The sequence below is a fragment of the Cyanobium sp. LEGE 06113 genome, assembly GCF_015207615.1.
This window is the reverse complement of record NZ_JADEWM010000001.1, coordinates 379,462-395,642: the sequence shown is the minus strand read 5'-3', so window position 1 is coordinate 395,642 and position 16,181 is coordinate 379,462. Positions and strand designations below refer to the sequence as shown.

Annotated in this window: 11 protein-coding genes and 3 pseudogenes; 8 read left to right on the top strand and 6 right to left on the bottom strand. The window is 62.1% G+C overall.

Going from position 1 to position 16,181, the window contains the following annotated elements:
* Positions 1 to 30 precede the first annotated feature (30 nt).
* Complete coding sequence (locus IQ220_RS02055) at positions 31 to 1,500, top strand: mannose-1-phosphate guanylyltransferase/mannose-6-phosphate isomerase (RefSeq protein ID WP_193913080.1); 1,470 nt, start codon at positions 31 to 33, stop codon at positions 1,498 to 1,500.
* 22 nt (positions 1,501 to 1,522) lie between these two features.
* Here the strand turns inward: IQ220_RS02055 and glmS are convergent.
* Both glmS and psaC read right to left on the bottom strand, forming a co-directional pair.
* Positions 1,523 to 3,435, bottom strand: a pseudogene (gene glmS, locus IQ220_RS02050) (glutamine--fructose-6-phosphate transaminase (isomerizing)).
* A gap of 95 nt (positions 3,436 to 3,530) precedes the next feature.
* Positions 3,531 to 3,776: a photosystem I iron-sulfur center protein PsaC gene (gene psaC / locus IQ220_RS02045; RefSeq protein WP_011295528.1), complete on the bottom strand. Its 246-nt coding sequence runs from the start codon at positions 3,774 to 3,776 to the stop codon at positions 3,531 to 3,533.
* Between the two features lie 181 nt (positions 3,777 to 3,957).
* Here psaC and acpP point away from each other — a divergent pair, with 181 nt between their 5' ends.
* The 4 genes and pseudogenes from acpP (at position 3,958) to IQ220_RS02025 (ending at position 8,858) form a co-directional block, all read left to right on the top strand.
* Complete coding sequence (gene acpP, locus IQ220_RS02040) at positions 3,958 to 4,200, top strand: acyl carrier protein (RefSeq protein WP_193815346.1); 243 nt, start codon at positions 3,958 to 3,960, stop codon at positions 4,198 to 4,200.
* A gap of 8 nt (positions 4,201 to 4,208) precedes the next feature.
* Positions 4,209 to 5,456 carry a beta-ketoacyl-ACP synthase II gene (gene fabF / locus IQ220_RS02035; RefSeq protein WP_186698272.1) on the top strand — a complete coding sequence of 416 codons (1,248 nt, stop codon included), beginning with the start codon at positions 4,209 to 4,211 and terminating at the stop codon, positions 5,454 to 5,456.
* A 75-nt stretch (positions 5,457 to 5,531) separates the two neighbouring features.
* Positions 5,532 to 7,556 carry a transketolase gene (tkt, locus tag IQ220_RS02030; RefSeq protein ID WP_193913082.1) on the top strand — a complete coding sequence of 675 codons (2,025 nt, stop codon included), beginning with the start codon at positions 5,532 to 5,534 and terminating at the stop codon, positions 7,554 to 7,556.
* Positions 7,557 to 7,632: 76 nt separating this feature from the next.
* Positions 7,633 to 8,858: pseudogene (locus IQ220_RS02025) on the top strand (PQQ-dependent sugar dehydrogenase).
* A gap of 3 nt (positions 8,859 to 8,861) precedes the next feature.
* Here the strand turns inward: IQ220_RS02025 and IQ220_RS16330 are convergent.
* Together IQ220_RS16330 and IQ220_RS02015 are read right to left on the bottom strand one after the other, a co-directional pair.
* A pseudogene (locus IQ220_RS16330) lies at positions 8,862 to 9,026 on the bottom strand (Mpo1-like protein); the annotation flags it as partial.
* A gap of 775 nt (positions 9,027 to 9,801) precedes the next feature.
* Entirely contained in the window at positions 9,802 to 10,362 is a 561-nt protein-coding gene (locus IQ220_RS02015; protein WP_193913092.1) for a hypothetical protein, read from the bottom strand.
* Positions 10,363 to 10,393: 31 nt separating this feature from the next.
* Here IQ220_RS02015 and IQ220_RS15980 point away from each other — a divergent pair, with 31 nt between their 5' ends.
* Together IQ220_RS15980 and IQ220_RS15975 are read left to right on the top strand one after the other, a co-directional pair.
* Complete coding sequence (locus IQ220_RS15980) at positions 10,394 to 11,011, top strand: ISAs1 family transposase (RefSeq protein ID WP_193913090.1); 618 nt, start codon at positions 10,394 to 10,396, stop codon at positions 11,009 to 11,011.
* Positions 11,005 to 11,535: an ISAs1 family transposase gene (locus tag IQ220_RS15975; RefSeq protein WP_193913207.1), complete on the top strand. Its 531-nt coding sequence runs from the start codon at positions 11,005 to 11,007 to the stop codon at positions 11,533 to 11,535. Before IQ220_RS15980 ends, IQ220_RS15975 begins: the two co-directional genes overlap by 7 nt.
* A gap of 316 nt (positions 11,536 to 11,851) precedes the next feature.
* Here the strand turns inward: IQ220_RS15975 and IQ220_RS02000 are convergent, their stop codons facing one another.
* Positions 11,852 to 12,193 (bottom strand): hypothetical protein, encoded by a 342-nt coding sequence (locus IQ220_RS02000; RefSeq protein ID WP_193913088.1) that lies wholly within the window; start codon positions 12,191 to 12,193, stop codon positions 11,852 to 11,854.
* A 1,169-nt stretch (positions 12,194 to 13,362) separates the two neighbouring features.
* Complete coding sequence (locus IQ220_RS01995) at positions 13,363 to 14,535, bottom strand: hypothetical protein (RefSeq protein ID WP_193913086.1); 1,173 nt, start codon at positions 14,533 to 14,535, stop codon at positions 13,363 to 13,365.
* 318 nt (positions 14,536 to 14,853) lie between these two features.
* Between IQ220_RS01995 and IQ220_RS01990 the strand changes: the two genes are divergently transcribed.
* Positions 14,854 to 15,516: a sulfotransferase gene (locus tag IQ220_RS01990; protein ID WP_193913084.1), complete on the top strand. Its 663-nt coding sequence runs from the start codon at positions 14,854 to 14,856 to the stop codon at positions 15,514 to 15,516.
* The last annotated feature ends 665 nt before the right edge of the window (positions 15,517 to 16,181 follow it).

Sequence of the window (16,181 nt, the reverse complement as noted above, 5' to 3'; positions counted from 1 at the left end):
GGCCTTGAATGGCGGCACGGCACGACAGCGATGAGCAGCACTCCCAACCTGGTTCCCGTGATCCTCTGCGGGGGCACCGGCACCCGTCTCTGGCCCCTCTCGCGGGCCAGCTACCCGAAGCAGTACTGGGCCCTGGGCGGCAGTGGGGAGGAAACCCTGCTGCAGCAGACCCACCAGCGGCTCGCGGGCCTGCCGGGGCTGGCGCCGCCGCTGCTGATCTGCAACGAAGACCACCGCTTCATCGTGGCTGAGCAGATGCGGCAGATCGAGGTGGAGCCCGGTGGCATCCTGCTGGAGCCGATCGGCCGCAACACCGCCCCCGCCGTGGCGGTGGCCGCCCTGCACGCCACGGCTCGCGGCGACGATCCCCTGCTGCTGGTGCTGGCAGCCGACCACGTGGTGCGCGACACCGCCGCCTTCCGCCGCACGGTGGAGGCCGGCCTGGGGGCCGCCATGGCGGGCCAGCTGGTGACCTTCGGCATCGTGCCCACGGCGCCTGAAACCGGCTACGGCTACATCGAGGCCGCCGCGCCCCTGCCCACCGCTGGTGCCGCTGACCCCCAGCCGGTGCCGATCGCCCGCTTCGTGGAAAAACCTGACGCCGCCACGGCGGAGCGCTTCCTGGCCTCCGGGCGCTTCACCTGGAACAGCGGCATGTTCCTGTTCCGCGCCAGCGCTGTTCTGGCGGAACTGGAGCGCCTGGCCCCCGAGGTGGTGAGCGCCTGCCGCGCCGCCCTGGAGCACGACTCCGCCGACCTCGATTTCCTGCGGCTGGAACGGGAGGCCTTTGCCGGCTGCCCGGGGGTGGCCATCGACGTGGCGGTGATGGAGAAGACGGAGCTGGGCTGTGTGCTGCCCCTCCAGGCCGGCTGGAGTGATGTGGGCAGCTGGAGTGCCCTGTGGGAAACCGCCGACCAGGACGGCGCCGGCAACGTGCTGCGGGGCCGGGTGATCAGCGAGGCCAGCCGCAACTGCTACCTGCGCAGCGAGCACCGGCTGGTGGTGGGCCTGGGGGTGGAAGACCTGGTGGTGGTCGAGACCGACGACGTGGTGCTGGTGGCCCACCGCGACAAGGCCCAGGACGTCAAGACCGTGGTGGGACTCCTGGAGCGGGCCGGCGCCCCCGAGAGCAAGGCGCACCGCAAGATCTACCGCCCCTGGGGCTCCTACGACGGCGTGGTGGAGGGCGAGCGCTGGCAGGTGAAGAAGATCATGGTCAATCCCGGCGCCAGCCTCTCGCTGCAGATGCACCACCACCGGGCCGAGCACTGGGTGGTGGTGAAGGGCACCGCGGTGGTGGAGAAGGACGGCCAGCAGGAGCTGGTGGGCGAGAACCAGAGCACCTACATCCCGCTGGGGTCCCGGCACCGGCTCAGCAACCCGGGCAAGATCCCCGTGGAGCTGATCGAGGTGCAGAGCGGCGCCTATCTCGGCGAAGACGACATCGTGCGCTTCGAAGATCGCTACGGGCGCAGCGATGCCGTGCTGAAGGGCGCCTGATCCCTCAGGAGCAGCTGATCCCTCACTCCACCGTGACGCTCTTGGCCAGGTTGCGGGGCTGATCCACATCCAGGCCCCGATGGGCAGCGATGTGATAACTCAGCAGCTGCATCGGGATCACGGTGAGCAGGGGGCTGAGCAGCTCCGACACCTCGGGGAGCGGCAGCAGCACATCGAACAGGTCGGTGTCGGGCCCCTGGGGCGCCACCCCGATCAACTGGGCATCGCGGGCCTTGGCCTCCTGGGCATTGCTGAGCACCTTCTCGAACACCGGGCCCGGCATCGCGATCGACACCACCGGCACCCGCGAATCGAGCAGGGCGATCGGGCCATGCTTCATCTCTCCGGCCGGGTAGCCCTCGGCATGGATGTAGCTGATCTCCTTGAGCTTGAGGGCACCCTCCAGGGCGATCGGGAAGTTGATGCCCCTGCCCAGGAAGATCACGTCCTGGGTGTCGGCAAACAGATGGGCCAGGGCCTCGCAGCGCTGGTCGTGGTCGTCCACAAGCTGGCGCAGCAGCAGCGGCAGCTGGCGCAGCTGGCCCACCAGCTGGCGCAACTGCTCGGGCTCCCCCACCCCCGGGGCGCCCCCCTGGCGCTCGGCGAAGGCCAGAGCCAGGCCGTAGAAGGCCAGCAGCTGGCCCAGGAAGGTCTTGGTGGCGGCCACGCCCACCTCGATGCCGGCGCCGATGTCGAGCAGGTGGGGCACCATGCGGGCCAGGGAACTCTCCGGCCGGTTGGTGATCCCCAGCAGCCGGGCCGCGTAGGCCGGATCGGCCACCTGCTGGCGGCGGTCGCGCTCCATGGCCAGGGCCGCGAGGGTGTCGGCGGTCTCCCCCGACTGGGTCACCCCGATCGTGAGGGTGTGGCGGCTGAGCGGCGGCGGCGCGTAGCGGAACTCGCTGGCATAGAACACGCTGGTGGGGATACCGGCCAGCTGCTCCAGCAGGTAGGCGCCCACCTGGGCCGCGTGGCGGCTGGTGCCGCAGGCCAGGATCTGGATCCGCTCCACCCCCTCGTAGAGACCCTCGTCGAGGGCCAGGGCCACGAGCCGCGCTCCCCCCTCGGGGGGTAGATGGCGTGCCACCCAGAGGGCGGCGGTTTCGGGCTGCTCATGGATCTCCTTGAGCATGAAGTGGCGGAAGCTGCGCTTGTCCGCCACGTGCTGGGTGCCGCTCAGCAGGCTGGGAGCCCGCTGCACCCGCTGGCCCTCGGCGTTGTACAGCTCGATGCCGAGCGGGGTGAGCAGGGCCACCTCGCCGTCTTCCATCGGCAGGATGGTGCGGGTGAAGCCCGCCAGGGCGGGGGTGTCGCTGGCGCAGAGGAATTCCCCCTCGCCAAGGCCGATCAGCAGAGGGGCGGCGCGGCGGGCCACCACCAGGCGCCGGGCACCCGGCCCCACACCACCGCGAGGGCGTAGGCCCCGGCCAGCAGCGGCAGCACCTCCTGCACCGCCTGCAGCAACAGCGCCGGCCCCGCCTCAGTGCCCTCTCCCAGCAGCTGGTCGAGCCGCCGCGCCAGCAGGTGGGGAATCACCTCGGTGTCGGTGTCGGAGCGGAACACCACCCCCTCCTGCTGCAGGCCCTCGCGCAGGCTGCGGTGGTTCTCGATGATGCCGTTCTGCACCACCGCCAGCTCACCGCGGCCATCGAGATGGGGGTGGGCGTTGCGTTCCTCGGGCTTGCCGTGGGTGGCCCAGCGGGTGTGGCCGATGCCGCAGTGGCCCGGCGCGCCGTGCTGCTCAAAGCGACCCGTGAGGTTCACCAACTTGCCCTCCGCCCGCAGGCAGTGGAGCTGCCCCTCGGGGCCTTCGCCGCGGAGCTCCACGGTGGCGATGCCGGCGGAGTCGTAGCCGCGGTATTCCAGCTGGCGCAGCCCTTCCAGCAGCTGGGGAGCCGCCTCCCGGGAACCGATCAGGGCAACGATGCCGCACATAGGCCAGGGATCACAAAAAAAGCCCGGCGCGGGCCGGGCATGAGCTTATGGGAGCTGCAGGGAAGGCCCAGGCCGGCTGGGCGGCCGCTGAGAACTCAGTAGGCGAGGCCCATGGAGCGGGTGGTCTCGTCGCCCAGATAGACGCGGATCGAGAGGAAGTCGGTGGGGCAGGCGGTTTCGCAGCGCTTGCAGCCCACGCAATCTTCGGTGCGGGGGGAGGAGGCGATCTGGGAGGCCTTGCAGCCGTCCCAGGGCACCATCTCGAGAACGTCGAGGGGGCAGGCACGGACGCACTGGGTGCAGCCGATGCAGGTGTCGTAGATCTTGACGGCGTGGGACATCTGGACTCCGGTGTGCTGAGACTCGGCGTGTGGCAAAGGTACCGAAGCTGTTCGGGTCCGATCGCCCCCGACGCCGCGGCCGTCATCCTTGTTCATAAGTCGCCCCTCACTGGCGCCTGAGCGGCCCCTGAGGAGCCCCAGGCGGGACGACCCGTAGAGTGCCTCGACCAACAAAGCGGCCATGTCCCAGGAAGCGATCTTCGAGAAAGTGCGCTCCATCGTTGCTGAACAGCTCAGCGTCGACGCCGCAGAAGTGAAGTCTGAGTCCAACTTCCAGAACGATCTCGGGGCCGACTCCCTCGACACCGTTGAGCTGGTGATGGCGCTGGAGGAGGCCTTCGACATCGAGATTCCCGATGAGGCGGCTGAGGGCATCGCCACCGTGGGGGATGCCGTCACCTACATCCAGGACAAGCAGGCCTGAACCGCTCCATGGTCCAGGGTCTCCAGCGGGTCGTCATCACCGGCCTCGGCGCGGTCACACCGATCGGCAATGACGTCTCCAGCTACTGGGATGGCTTGAGCAGCGGCCGCAACGGCGTGGCGGGGATCACCCTGTTCGACGCCAGCCGCCATGCCTGTCGCTTCGCCGCTGAGGTGAAGCAGTTCGACCCCAGCGGCTGGCTCGAGCCGAAGGAGTCGAAGCGCTGGGACCGCTTCTGCCAGTTCGCGGTGGTGGCGGCCAAGCAGGCCGTGGCCGATGCCGGCCTCACGATCGACGCCAGCAACGACGAGCGGGTGGGAACGGCGATCGGCTCCGGCGTGGGCGGATTACTGATGATGGAGAGCCAGGCCCACGTGCTGGCCGATCGCGGCCCCGACCGGGTGAGCCCGTTCTGCGTGCCGATGATGATCCCGAACATGGCCACCGGGCTCACGGCGATCGCCCTCGGTGCCAAGGGGCCCAGCTCCGCCGTGGCCACGGCCTGTGCGGCGGGCTCCAACGCCATCGGCGATGCCTACCGCCTGATCCAGCTGGGCCTGGCCGACGCCATGGTGTGCGGTGGCGCCGAGTCGGCGATCACGCCCCTGGGCCTGGCGGGCTTCGCCAGTGCCAAGGCCCTCTCCTTCCGCAACGACGATCCGGCCACGGCGAGTCGCCCCTTTGATGCCGAGCGCAACGGCTTCGTGATCGGCGAGGGCGCCGGCGTGCTGGTGCTCGAGAGCCTGGACCATGCCGAGGCCCGTGGCGCCACCATCCTGGGCGAGGTGGTGGGCTACGGCATGAGCTGCGATGCCCACCACATCACCTCACCTGCCCCCGGCGGCCGCGGGGGGGCCCAGGCGATGCGGCTCGCCCTGCGGGACGCCCAGCTGGAGCCGGAGGCGGTGGACTATGTGAATGCCCATGGCACCAGCACCCAGGCCAACGACAGCAATGAGACCGCCGCCATCAGGAGTGCCCTGGGCGAGCGGGCCGGCCAGATTCCGGTGAGCTCCACCAAGTCGATGACCGGCCATCTGCTGGGCGGCAGCGGCGGCATCGAGGCCGTTGCCGCCGTGCTCGCCATGAAGCATGGCCTGGTGCCGCCTACGATCAATTACCTCAATCCGGATCCGGCCTGTGATCTGGATGTCGTGCCCAACCAGGCCCGTGAACGGAAACTCAACGTGGTGCTCTCCAACTCCTTCGGATTCGGTGGCCACAACGTCTGCCTGGCCTTCCGGCGTCTGAGCTGATGGTCCGTTAGCCCCACCGCCCGGCATCGCCTGTTGCGTCGAGCCTGATCACCCTTACCCCCTAGCTCCCTCCCGATGGTCGCCACCCCCACCACCTCCACCGCCTCCGCCAGCCAGCTGGAAACGCTCTGCATCAACAGCATCCGCTTCCTGGCTGTCGACGCCATCAACAAGTCGAACTCCGGTCACCCCGGCCTGCCCATGGGCTGCGCTCCCATGGCCTATGCCCTGTGGGACCAGACCCTCAAGCACAACCCCAAGAACCCCAAGTGGTTCAACCGCGACCGCTTCGTGCTCTCCGCCGGCCACGGCTGCATGCTGCTCTATGCGCTGCTGCACCTCACCGGCTACGACTCGGTGGGCCTGGACGACCTCAAGCAGTTTCGCCAGTGGGGTTCCAAGACCCCGGGCCACCCAGAAACCTTCGAGACCGCCGGCGTCGAGGTGACCACCGGCCCCCTCGGCCAGGGGATCGCCAACGCCGTGGGCCTGGCCATGGCCGAGGCCCATCTGGCGGCCAAGTTCAATCGCCCCGGCTGCGACCTGATCGATCACCACACCTACGTGATCATGGGCGACGGCTGCCACCAGGAGGGCGTGAGCAGTGAAGCCGCCTCCCTGGCCGGCCACCTGGGCCTGGGCAAGCTGATCGCCCTCTACGACGACAACCACATCACCATCGACGGCAACACCCAGGTGTCGTTCACGGAGGATGTGCTCAAGCGCTACGAGGCCTACGGCTGGCACACCATCCACGTGGCTGACGGCAACACGGACGTGGCCGGCATTGCCCGGGCCATCGCCGAGGCCAAGGCCGTCACCGACAAGCCCTCGCTGATCAAGGTGACCACCACGATCGGCTACGGCTCCCCCAACAAGGCCAACACCGCCGGGGTGCACGGCGCCGCCCTGGGCGCCGATGAGGCCGAGCTCACCCGCAACAATCTGGGCTGGACCTACGGCGCCTTTGAGGTGCCCCAGGAGTCCTATGACCACTGGCGCCAGGCGATCAGCCGCGGTGCCGCCGCCGAGGCCGCCTGGAACGAAACCCTGGCCACCTACCGCAGCACCTACCCCGCCGAGGCCGCCCAGTTCGAGCGCCAGCTGCGGGGCGAGTTGCCCCAGGGCTGGGATGCCGCCCTGCCCAGCTACACCCCGGAGGACAAGGGCCTGGCCACCCGGATGCACTCCTTCAACTGCCTCAACGCCATCGGCCCCAACCTGCCCGAGCTGATCGGCGGCTCGGCCGACCTCACCCACTCCAACCTCACGGACATCAAGGGTGAGGCCAGCTTCCAGAAGGGCGGCGAAGCCAACCGCTACCTCCACTTCGGTGTGCGCGAGCACGCCATGGCCTCGATCCTCAACGGCCTCGCTTACCACGGCAGTGGCCTGATCCCCTACGGCGGCACCTTTGCGGTGTTCGCCGGCTATGCCCTCGGCGCCATCCGCCTCTCGGCGCTGAGCGAGCTGGGTGTGATCTACGTGCTCACCCACGACTCGATCGGTCTCGGCGAAGACGGCCCCACCCACCAGCCGGTCGAAACCCTCGCCACCCTGCGCTCCCTGCCCAACCTGCTGGTGATCCGCCCCGGCGACGGCAACGAGACCAGCGGTGCCTACCAGGTGGCGATCGCCAACCGCAAGCGCCCCACCGCTCTGATCCTCAGCCGCCAGGGCATGGCCAACCAGCCCGGCTCCACCGCGGCTGCCGTGGCCAAGGGTGGCTACATCCTCGAGGACAGCGACGGCACCCCGGACCTGATCCTGATCGGCACCGGCACCGAGCTCGACCTCTGCGTCAAGGCGGCGGCCCAGCTGCGGGCCGATGGCCAGAGCGTGCGGGTGGTGTCGATGCCCTGCGTGGAGCTGTTCGAGGAGCAGGATGCCGCCTACCGCGAAGGCGTGCTGCCGGCGGCGGTGCGCAAGCGCCTGGTGGTGGAGGCCTCCAGCTCCTTCGGCTGGCACAAGTACACCGGCTTCGAGGGTGGCAGCGTGTCGATCGACCGCTTCGGCGCCTCGGCCCCGGGTCCGGTGTGCATGGAGCAGTTCGGCTTCACGGTGGACAACGTGGTGGCCAAGGCCAAGGCCCTCGGCTGAAGCCAGCAGACTGGGGGCCTCAAGCCCCAGTCCCTTGGCGCCCTCCCTGCCCTGGTTTCCCCCTCGTGACCGGCCAATGGCCCCGCTGGCGATGTCCCTCGCCATCGGGGCCTTGGCGATGGCGGGTCTGCCTCGCTGCGTCGCCCAGCCGGGCGATGGCCAGGCCGGCGGCGCAGCGGCGCTGCTGAGCCCGGATCCGGCCCGGCTTCCCGTGGAGGCTGTGGCGCTGGAGCCTGTGGTGGAGGGGTTGAACCGCCCCTGGGGTGTGGCCTGGCTTCCCAATGGCGACCTGCTGATCACCGAGCGCCCCGGCCGGCTCCGGGTCGTGCGCGCCGGTGTGCTGGATCCAGAGCCGGTGCCAGGCGTGGCGCCCGTGGCCGATGTGGCCGCCAACCAGCTGTTCGCCTCAAGCCAGGGGGGCCTGCTCGACATCGCCCTGCACCCCCGCTTTGCGCAGAACCGCTGGGTGTATTTCAGCTACGCCCATGGCAGCCAGGAGGCCAACGGCACCCGTGTGGCCCGGGCCCGCTTCGATGGCCGGGCCCTGAGCGATTGGCAGGTGATCTTCACGGTGAACCGTGACAAGAGCGGCGGCCAGCACTTCGGCTCGCGGCTGCTGTGGCTGCCAGATGACACGCTGCTGGTGTCGATCGGCGATGGCGGCAACCCGCCCGTGAGCTCGATGGCGCCTGGATCCGGCTCCAGGCCCAGAACCCGGCCAGCCACCTGGGCAAGCTGATCCGCATCCAGGACGACGGCTCCATCCCCCCCGACAACCCCTTCGTGGGCCAGGCGGGGACTGACCCGGCCGTGTGGAGCCTGGGCCACCGCAACATCCAGGGCCTGGCCTACGACCCGGTGCACCGGCGGGTGTGGGCCACGGAGCACGGCTCCCGGGGCGGCGACGAACTCAACCTGATCAGGCCCGGCGCCAACCACGGCTGGCCGGTGGTGGCCCACAGCCTCGAATACAGCAGCGGCGACTCCGTGGCGCCTACCAGCAGCGCGCCGGGATTCGTGGACCCCAGCCGGGTGTGGATGGACACGATCGCCCCCTCCGGACTGGCGCTGCTCCCGGGCGAGGCGGTGCCGCCATGGCGCGGGAACCTGTTCGCCGGTGGTCTGGTGGCCGGCGGGGTGCGGCGCCTGCAGCTCGATGCCGACGGTGCCGTGATCGCCGAATCCGTGATTCCGATCGGCGCCCGGGTGCGGGATGTGCGCCAGGGGCCCGATGGAGCGCTCTATGTGCTCACCGATGAGGAGCAGGGCCGCCTGCTGCGGGTGCGGCCCACGGGGCTCTGAAGCTCAGAGCTCGATGCGGCCTCTGAGAATCCCCCACCACAGGCACCAGTCGCCCCGGAAGCTGAACAGGGGATAGCGGAAGCTGGCGGGGCGGTTGCGCTCGAAGAGGCCGTGTCCCGCCCAGGCGAGCAGGTAGCCCTGCAGCGGGGCCAGCAGCAGCAGCCACCAGCGCTCAGAGGAATGGACTAATGGGGGTCACGTCAGACCAGTTTTCATGTCGCCGGCGGACCAAAAGCGGATGTCGCTTGAGAAGGGCCTCCATCGCCAAGGGGCCATCCATCCGGCGAGCCAGATTTCAGCCGACCGCGCGGCGACTGAACCGTTCGCTCCAGATAGAACGATGCCGGCAAGCTGCTGTATTACTGATGGTGGGGCTGTCACCTGGCGAGCTGAGGTTCAGCGCTGGGGGCAGAAAGTCCTGCTCCAGCAAGCTCAACCACTTCACTCTTCGTACCCAAAAGGCACCTGAGCACATCCGTGAGGCCCGGAGCGGCACCATCTGGATCGCAGACTGTACTCTCGACATCACGGCACTACTGGCAAGGCAATACGCCAACCCAACCCGAACCCGTGCTGAAACATTGAATCAGCCCTCTCTAGAGCCAGGCTGCTGGTGATAGAACCAAACTGCTCGGCCACGGTGCTGCAGCAGCGGCTCTCCTGCAGGGAGACTCCGCGGCTTCAGCATTCTGCTGCGCCGTAAACCTCTTCCTGATTTTGGTGGGATTGGCCATCGATGGACAGTCTGAGGTCATGGCGTGACCCTTACCGGCTTGTCCTTGGAAGCAACCCCCACTGCTTGTCATGGCTGATTTTGAGGGGCTCAGACAAATGCGCCTTAGTGTGAAGGCGCTCGTCGTGCGTTACACATCTTGCTGGAATTCAATTGTCAATAGCCAAAGAGAGCAACCCATGCACCACAGACTTGTAGGCGCGGTAGCACTTACCTGCAGTGATTGAGCTCTTGACCGAGACACTCAAGCACGGCCTGGGGAATAAATGGGATGTCAAGGGGCTTGAATAGACTACTCTCAAGGTAGCTCAAGTCTTTGTCTCGGATTTTTGAGTACTCAATAGTGATCAGATTTTTGCGATCACGTGACAACACTGAAGCGTAGAACTCATGGATCTGATTGACGAGCTCTGAGTTCAACCTCTTTTTCCACCAGGAACTTTTACAGATTTCAGCAGGCTCTCTTTGCAGGAGCACAAAAACAACTCCTGGGAAGAGTATGTCAAGAAAATCGAGATAGTCATTCAGTTCAGGTATTGGAATCTCGAAGAATCTGATCTCCTTGAAGCCTAGAACAAAGACTCCCTGAGAGTTATGGTTACCAAGTAAAAAGTCAGTCGCGACCTCTCGCATCCGCTCAAGGTAGTTTCGGGGATTGAAAAACTCATAACCAAACCACGGCTTTGTGGAGTTAAGCCCTCTCGGCCTTGGACCTGGAGCCAGGGCTGATTCAAAGTGTGTCACAGGCGGCCTGGTCGGGGCTGTCAGCATGGGTTGAGGTCAGCGGAATCGCGCTCTTCCTGTGCCCGAAACCGCTCTTCCCGCCACTGATCTCGACCTGATCAGCTTTCTCAAGGCGATTCCGGACGCGCGGATGCGGCGCGGGATCCGTATTCCGGCCTGGTATCTGCTGCTGGTGGCGTTGCTGGGAATCCTGAGCCGTTGCCAGAGCCTGCGGGATCTGGAGCGCTTTGCCATTCGCCACCACAGCGTGCTGTGCGAGGCACTGGGCATCGAACTCAGGCGTCCGCCCTCCGATTCCGCCTTCCGCTACTTCTTTCGCCAGGTGGACGTGGCGGCTCTCTGCGCTGCGATCCGCGACTGGACAATCGCCCAGATCCCAGGTGGTGCAGCCGATCTCGATCAGCTGATCTGTGACGGCAAGACGCTGAGGGGCTCGATCGAGCCCACGCCCGGTGGCGGCTCGGCATTCATTGCCCAGGTGACGCTCTACTCCGCCGCCCTGGGTGTGGCGATCAGCCAGGCCTGCTACGCCACCGGCGAGAACCATGAGCGGGCGGTCCTCAAACAGCTGCTCGGTGAGATGGATCTGGACGGTGTACTGATCCAAGCGGATGCACTCCATACCCAAAGCCCGTTTTTCAACTCCTCCAGGAGCAGGGGGCCGACTTCCTGCTGACCGTCAAAGCCAACCAGCGCACCCTGCACCGCCAGATTGCCAGCCAGTTCCAGGGAAAGCGCGCGATCCCTTTTGTGGCAACGGATCATGAGATCAGCCACGGTCGCGACATCACCTGGACGCTGCGGGCAAAGGAGGCACCGCAGCACATCCGCGAGAGCTGGGCGGGCACCAGCTGGATTGTGGAGATGACCGCTACCGGCACCAGAGAAGGCAAGCCGTTTCAGGCCATCCACCTGTTTCTCACCAGCCTGCGCACCACCCCAGAAGCCCTGCTGCAACTGGTGCGAGATCGCTGGAGCATTGAGGGCTGGCACTGGATCCGTGACACCCAGCTCCATGAGGATGCCCACCGCTACCGCGGCAATGGCGCTGGGGTGATGGCCACGCTGCGTACGGCAGCGCTCAACCTGTTGCGGCTGGCTGGGTTTCGGTCAATCCGCGCTGGGATGCAGGCCGTGATGCACGACATCAGGGCGCTGATGGCAATGGCGATGCGTCAGCCAGAGCCCAACCCCTGCTGACACTTTGAATCAGCCCTGAGTACTGGCGGATCTCACCGAGATGATCAAGGCGCATCCTGGCCAGATCTCCTTGATCGTCGTGGGGGCTTCCACTGCGCGCAGGGTCCAGCTGCTCTCGCGGCCATGGCCTCGTTCCGACGCGTTGGCCTGTAATGGCAGCTCCATGCCGACCAGCGAGCCCTGCCCACTTAGGATGGCCTGGATTGGAAGAGAGGGGTATGGGGAAAAATCTACTCCCGTGGACCGAATCCCATGCTGACAGGATCATCTAGTCTTATTGGGCCAGACTGTTCATGGAGCCCAAAGATAGGGCTGATCAATATCCATACTTTGCCTGTGCTGCATGTACCAAGCTGTCATAGAGGCCTGGATAGAATATGTTGACCAAGTCCCGTTTGTCTTCGTAGATCTGCGCAATCAGTGATTCTGGGAGCTTAACGGTTCTTTTGAAGTCTCTGTATTTTTCGTGGTACCAGTGATTGTCGCTTAAGTTGGCCAGAACAGGCTTCAGGGTTATGGCAAGAGCCTCTTCGATAAGGCGTGGATATGTGCAGAACAATTGGTCGAAACGAAAGGTTACCAATTGCATTAACTCAGTTTTCAGGATGCCAAAACCAAGCCTGGGTGAGAAGTTTATGGCGGAGATAGGAAGACTCATCTCGCTGCAGATTTGATGCAGAGAATCTCTGTAGCCAACGAACTTTCGGGCTCGCAGCTGAGATAGAAACAATTCAGCTAGCTCTTCTGTATTCATGCGGGCGATAACTGTGTCCTCAGGATGCCGTACGAGGCCATTATGAAGAACGCCTATCCCATGCCATTGAAAGAAGGAAGAAATATGGCGATCGAGAGGCTCGCGAAATGTAGAGAGAATCGTGATTCTTCTCCTTCTAACATGGGAATAGTGTTTTAAGCATGTAACAAGGTCGCCTTGATTTACGCGAAGTCCTATGTTCTCTAGGGAATGGAGGTGAAGTCCCCGCTTTGAGGAGCCTCTTAGAGTGTTGACGACTGTTTGCGTGCCTGATTTATGAGAACTAAAGACAAGATAGTCGATTTCTAGGATGGACTCGCTAGCAGGGTTCATTAGTTCTTTTGAGGTTTGCGTTGGATGCCATGTACTGCACACCCTTCGCCATCGTCGTTGTTCCACCTGGGTGGGGAAAAGGTTCTGATTTAGTATGGATATCATGGGGGAGTCTTGCTTCCCGGTGTGCTGAGGGGGCTTACCTGGCAATGCCTCTAGGGGGAAGTGGAGTAGGCTGAGTGCCGTGTGCCAGTTGTTGATGTAGACACTCAGGAAGCCCCCTCGTCCTGGACCATACGCCACAGTCATTCAGCCAGGAATTTTACGTAGCAGTGACATGACTTCATTAGCAGTCCAGTTCATATGAAAGCTCATGGGAAGAACTTGGCGGGATGCATGCTGTGCTCGATCTGTTGTCCTTATAGCATCCCTGGAGTGTATGCACAATGAACTCGGGGCTGTTGTCCACCCGGAAGGTCGGTGGAGGCTGGATGTTGCCTGAAGTTTACGAAAGGCATCGACCACGCCTGCCTCATTGGCCTTATGTCGGCTTGAATAGCCAAGTAGGCCCATCTTTCGCCATTGATAAAGATCAGGGACCTTGATTTATGCCGATCCATCGTTTGGTTGAACTGGAAGTCGCTCACCCACGCGTGATGTAGATTGTTGGCTGTTAGCAGCTTCAGGGAGTCCCTAGCGAAAGCCGCTCTATACCCGCTTCTCGTTGATGCTGAAGCCCTAGTTGCGAAGGTTTGGTATAAATGCTACCGATCCCTGCGCAGGTGTGTCGGGCTTCCAGCTCAGGTCAACGATGGCACATAAGTGCTTATCATCTTGTTTATTACATCAAACTCTCTCGCTGAAACCAGTACGCCTTCCTGCTTGTCGGAGACACTACGGGTGCCGCGCCATCTATTTGTAACGGCATAATGATGCAAGAAAAATGCTGTGGCATCAGGCTCGCCAATCACCGATTCAGGATTGCCATTGTCAGGTAGTCTTGAGATCAAGTGGGCGCTCTGCCAGCAGGGAAATGTAGCTTCATTGACTCTGAGCAGCCATTTTCTGTCCCCGCTGATGCGATTGACTGGATTAATGAAAACATGGTCTTCATACGTCGCAATTCCTTCCTCGGAGAAGGAGACGGGTGGATAGCACCAATAACCGCTGAACAGGAGACCAAGTTTGTCTCCTGGTAAAAGCGTAAATGGCGTAGTGTCGCCTCTGCAGAAAATTAACTCGTCTATGTCAGTATTTAATAGTAATGCTTCTTGAAGCCCAGCCAGCATGATACAGGACTTCACATATTCAAACATGCTCGCCTGTAAGAGTAGATCTTTGTAGGCTTTAAGCAGTTGACCATCAGTGGTTGTGCCAGCAGGTCCATACTTGAAGGGAACATGCTTAAGGAATACAGAGTCTCCAAGGCTTAGAAGGGAGCTTGAGAGTGCCCCAAAGTCATAACAAGCGTTACTATTGTTGTCGAAAAGAATGACAAGATCAGCTAAATACTCACGAAGCTGAAAGGCCACCCAGTCGTTGATGTGATCAAGGTGTTCATCTTTTTGAAGAGTATAGGAAATCTTGCTCGGTCGCTTACAGGCTAAATGGCTGACAAGGCTGTTGGGCTCATCAAGTGGAAAACTTCTGCAACCTAACTCAATGAACTGTTTGGAGGTGGGATTTCTGCAGACGACAATATGTGACTTGATCTTTGGCAGCAGAAGGCTAACTGTAAAGCCCTGCTCAGCAATGCGCTCCTGTAAATACTTGCTATGACGCTCTGACAGCCTTGGAGATAGAATAATAAATGTCTTGAGATCACATCCGGTTATTATGTCGTAGACAAATGTATCTCCGTCAAAGAGATCGAGGGCTTCCTGTTGGGAGGAAGGTGAAAGTTTCTGATATGTTGAAAAGTCGTACACTTCGCGCTTGGGCAGGCCACAATTTGTGAAACTAAGTGCCTGCATCGATTAAATAAATGTTGATAAAACAAGACAATAAGTGCCAGGAAGGCCTGTTGTCAAGGCTGTGGAGGCGGCGCTATCCACGGTGCTCTCTCCAAGAAATCTCACGACTTGGAACAGAGGGTGAGCAGAGCGACAATAAAACCTCGCTCAGGCAGTAAGATGCTGGATTGAAAGACTATGTGATAGATTCGATTATTGGTTTTTATGGTGAAGCAATCACGCTGAGCTACTTCGCAGGGCCACTGCTCCTGCTGTGCACGCTCAAACATCATGCTTTGTTGGGTTAAATCCGCTCCCAGTCTCTTCTTTCTTCCCGAGATGTACGCCCATCCTTATGTTGTTATCATTGCTGTCGGCAGAAGCGGCAGTACAATCCTTCAGTCTATTCTTAATGCAGCACCTTATACTCTAGTGCGAGGCGAAAACAATAACTTCTTTTATTGGCAGTTTAAATCCTATCTGGCCTTGACGGCTCCAGGTCCAAGGCCGAGAGGGCTTAACTCCACAAAGCCGTGGTTTGGTTATGAGTTTTTCAATCCCCGAAACTACCTTGAGCGGATGCGAGAGGTCGCGACTGACTTTTTACTTGGTAACCATAACTCTCAGGGAGTCTTTGTTCTAGGCTTCAAGGAGATCAGATTCTTCGAGATTCCAATACCTGAACTGAATGACTATCTCGATTTTCTTGACATACTCTTCCCAGGAGTTGTTTTTGTGCTCCTGCAAAGAGAGCCTGCTGAAATCTGTAAAAGTTCCTGGTGGAAAAAGAGGTTGAACTCAGAGCTCGTCAATCAGATCCATGAGTTCTACGCTTCAGTGTTGTCACGTGATCGCAAAAATCTGATCACTATTGAGTACTCAAAAATCCGAGACAAAGACTTGAGCTACCTTGAGAGTAGTCTATTCAAGCCCCTTGACATCCCATTTATTCCCCAGGCCGTGCTTGAGTGTCTCGGTCAAGAGCTCAATCACTGCAGGTAAGTGCTACCGCGCCTACAAGTCTGTGGTGCATGGGTTGCTCTCTTTGGCTATTGACAATTGAATTCCAGCAAGATGTGTAACGCACGACGAGCGCCTTCACACTAAGGCGCATTTGTCTGAGCCCCTCAAAATCAGCCATGACAAGCAGTGGGGGTTGCTTCCAAGGACAAGCCGGTAAGGGTCACGCCATGACCTCAGACTGTCCATCGATGGCCAATCCCACCAAAATCAGGAAGAGGTTTACGGCGCAGCAGAATGCTGAAGCCGCGGAGTCTCCCTGCAGGAGAGCCGCTGCTGCAGCACCGTGGCCGAGCAGTTTGGTTCTATCACCAGCAGCCTGGCTCTAGAGAGGGCTGATTCAATGTTTCAGCACGGGTTCGGGTTGGGTTGGCGTATTGCCTTGCCAGTAGTGCCGTGATGTCGAGAGTACAGTCTGCGATCCAGATGGTGCCGCTCCGGGCCTCACGGATGTGCTCAGGTGCCTTTTGGGTACGAAGAGTGAAGTGGTTGAGCTTGCTGGAGCAGGACTTTCTGCCCCCAGCGCTGAACCTCAGCTCGCCAGGTGACAGCCCCACCATCAGTAATACAGCAGCTTGCCGGCATCGTTCTATCTGGAGCGAACGGTTCAGTCGCCGCGCGGTCGGCTGAAATCTGGCTCGCCGGAT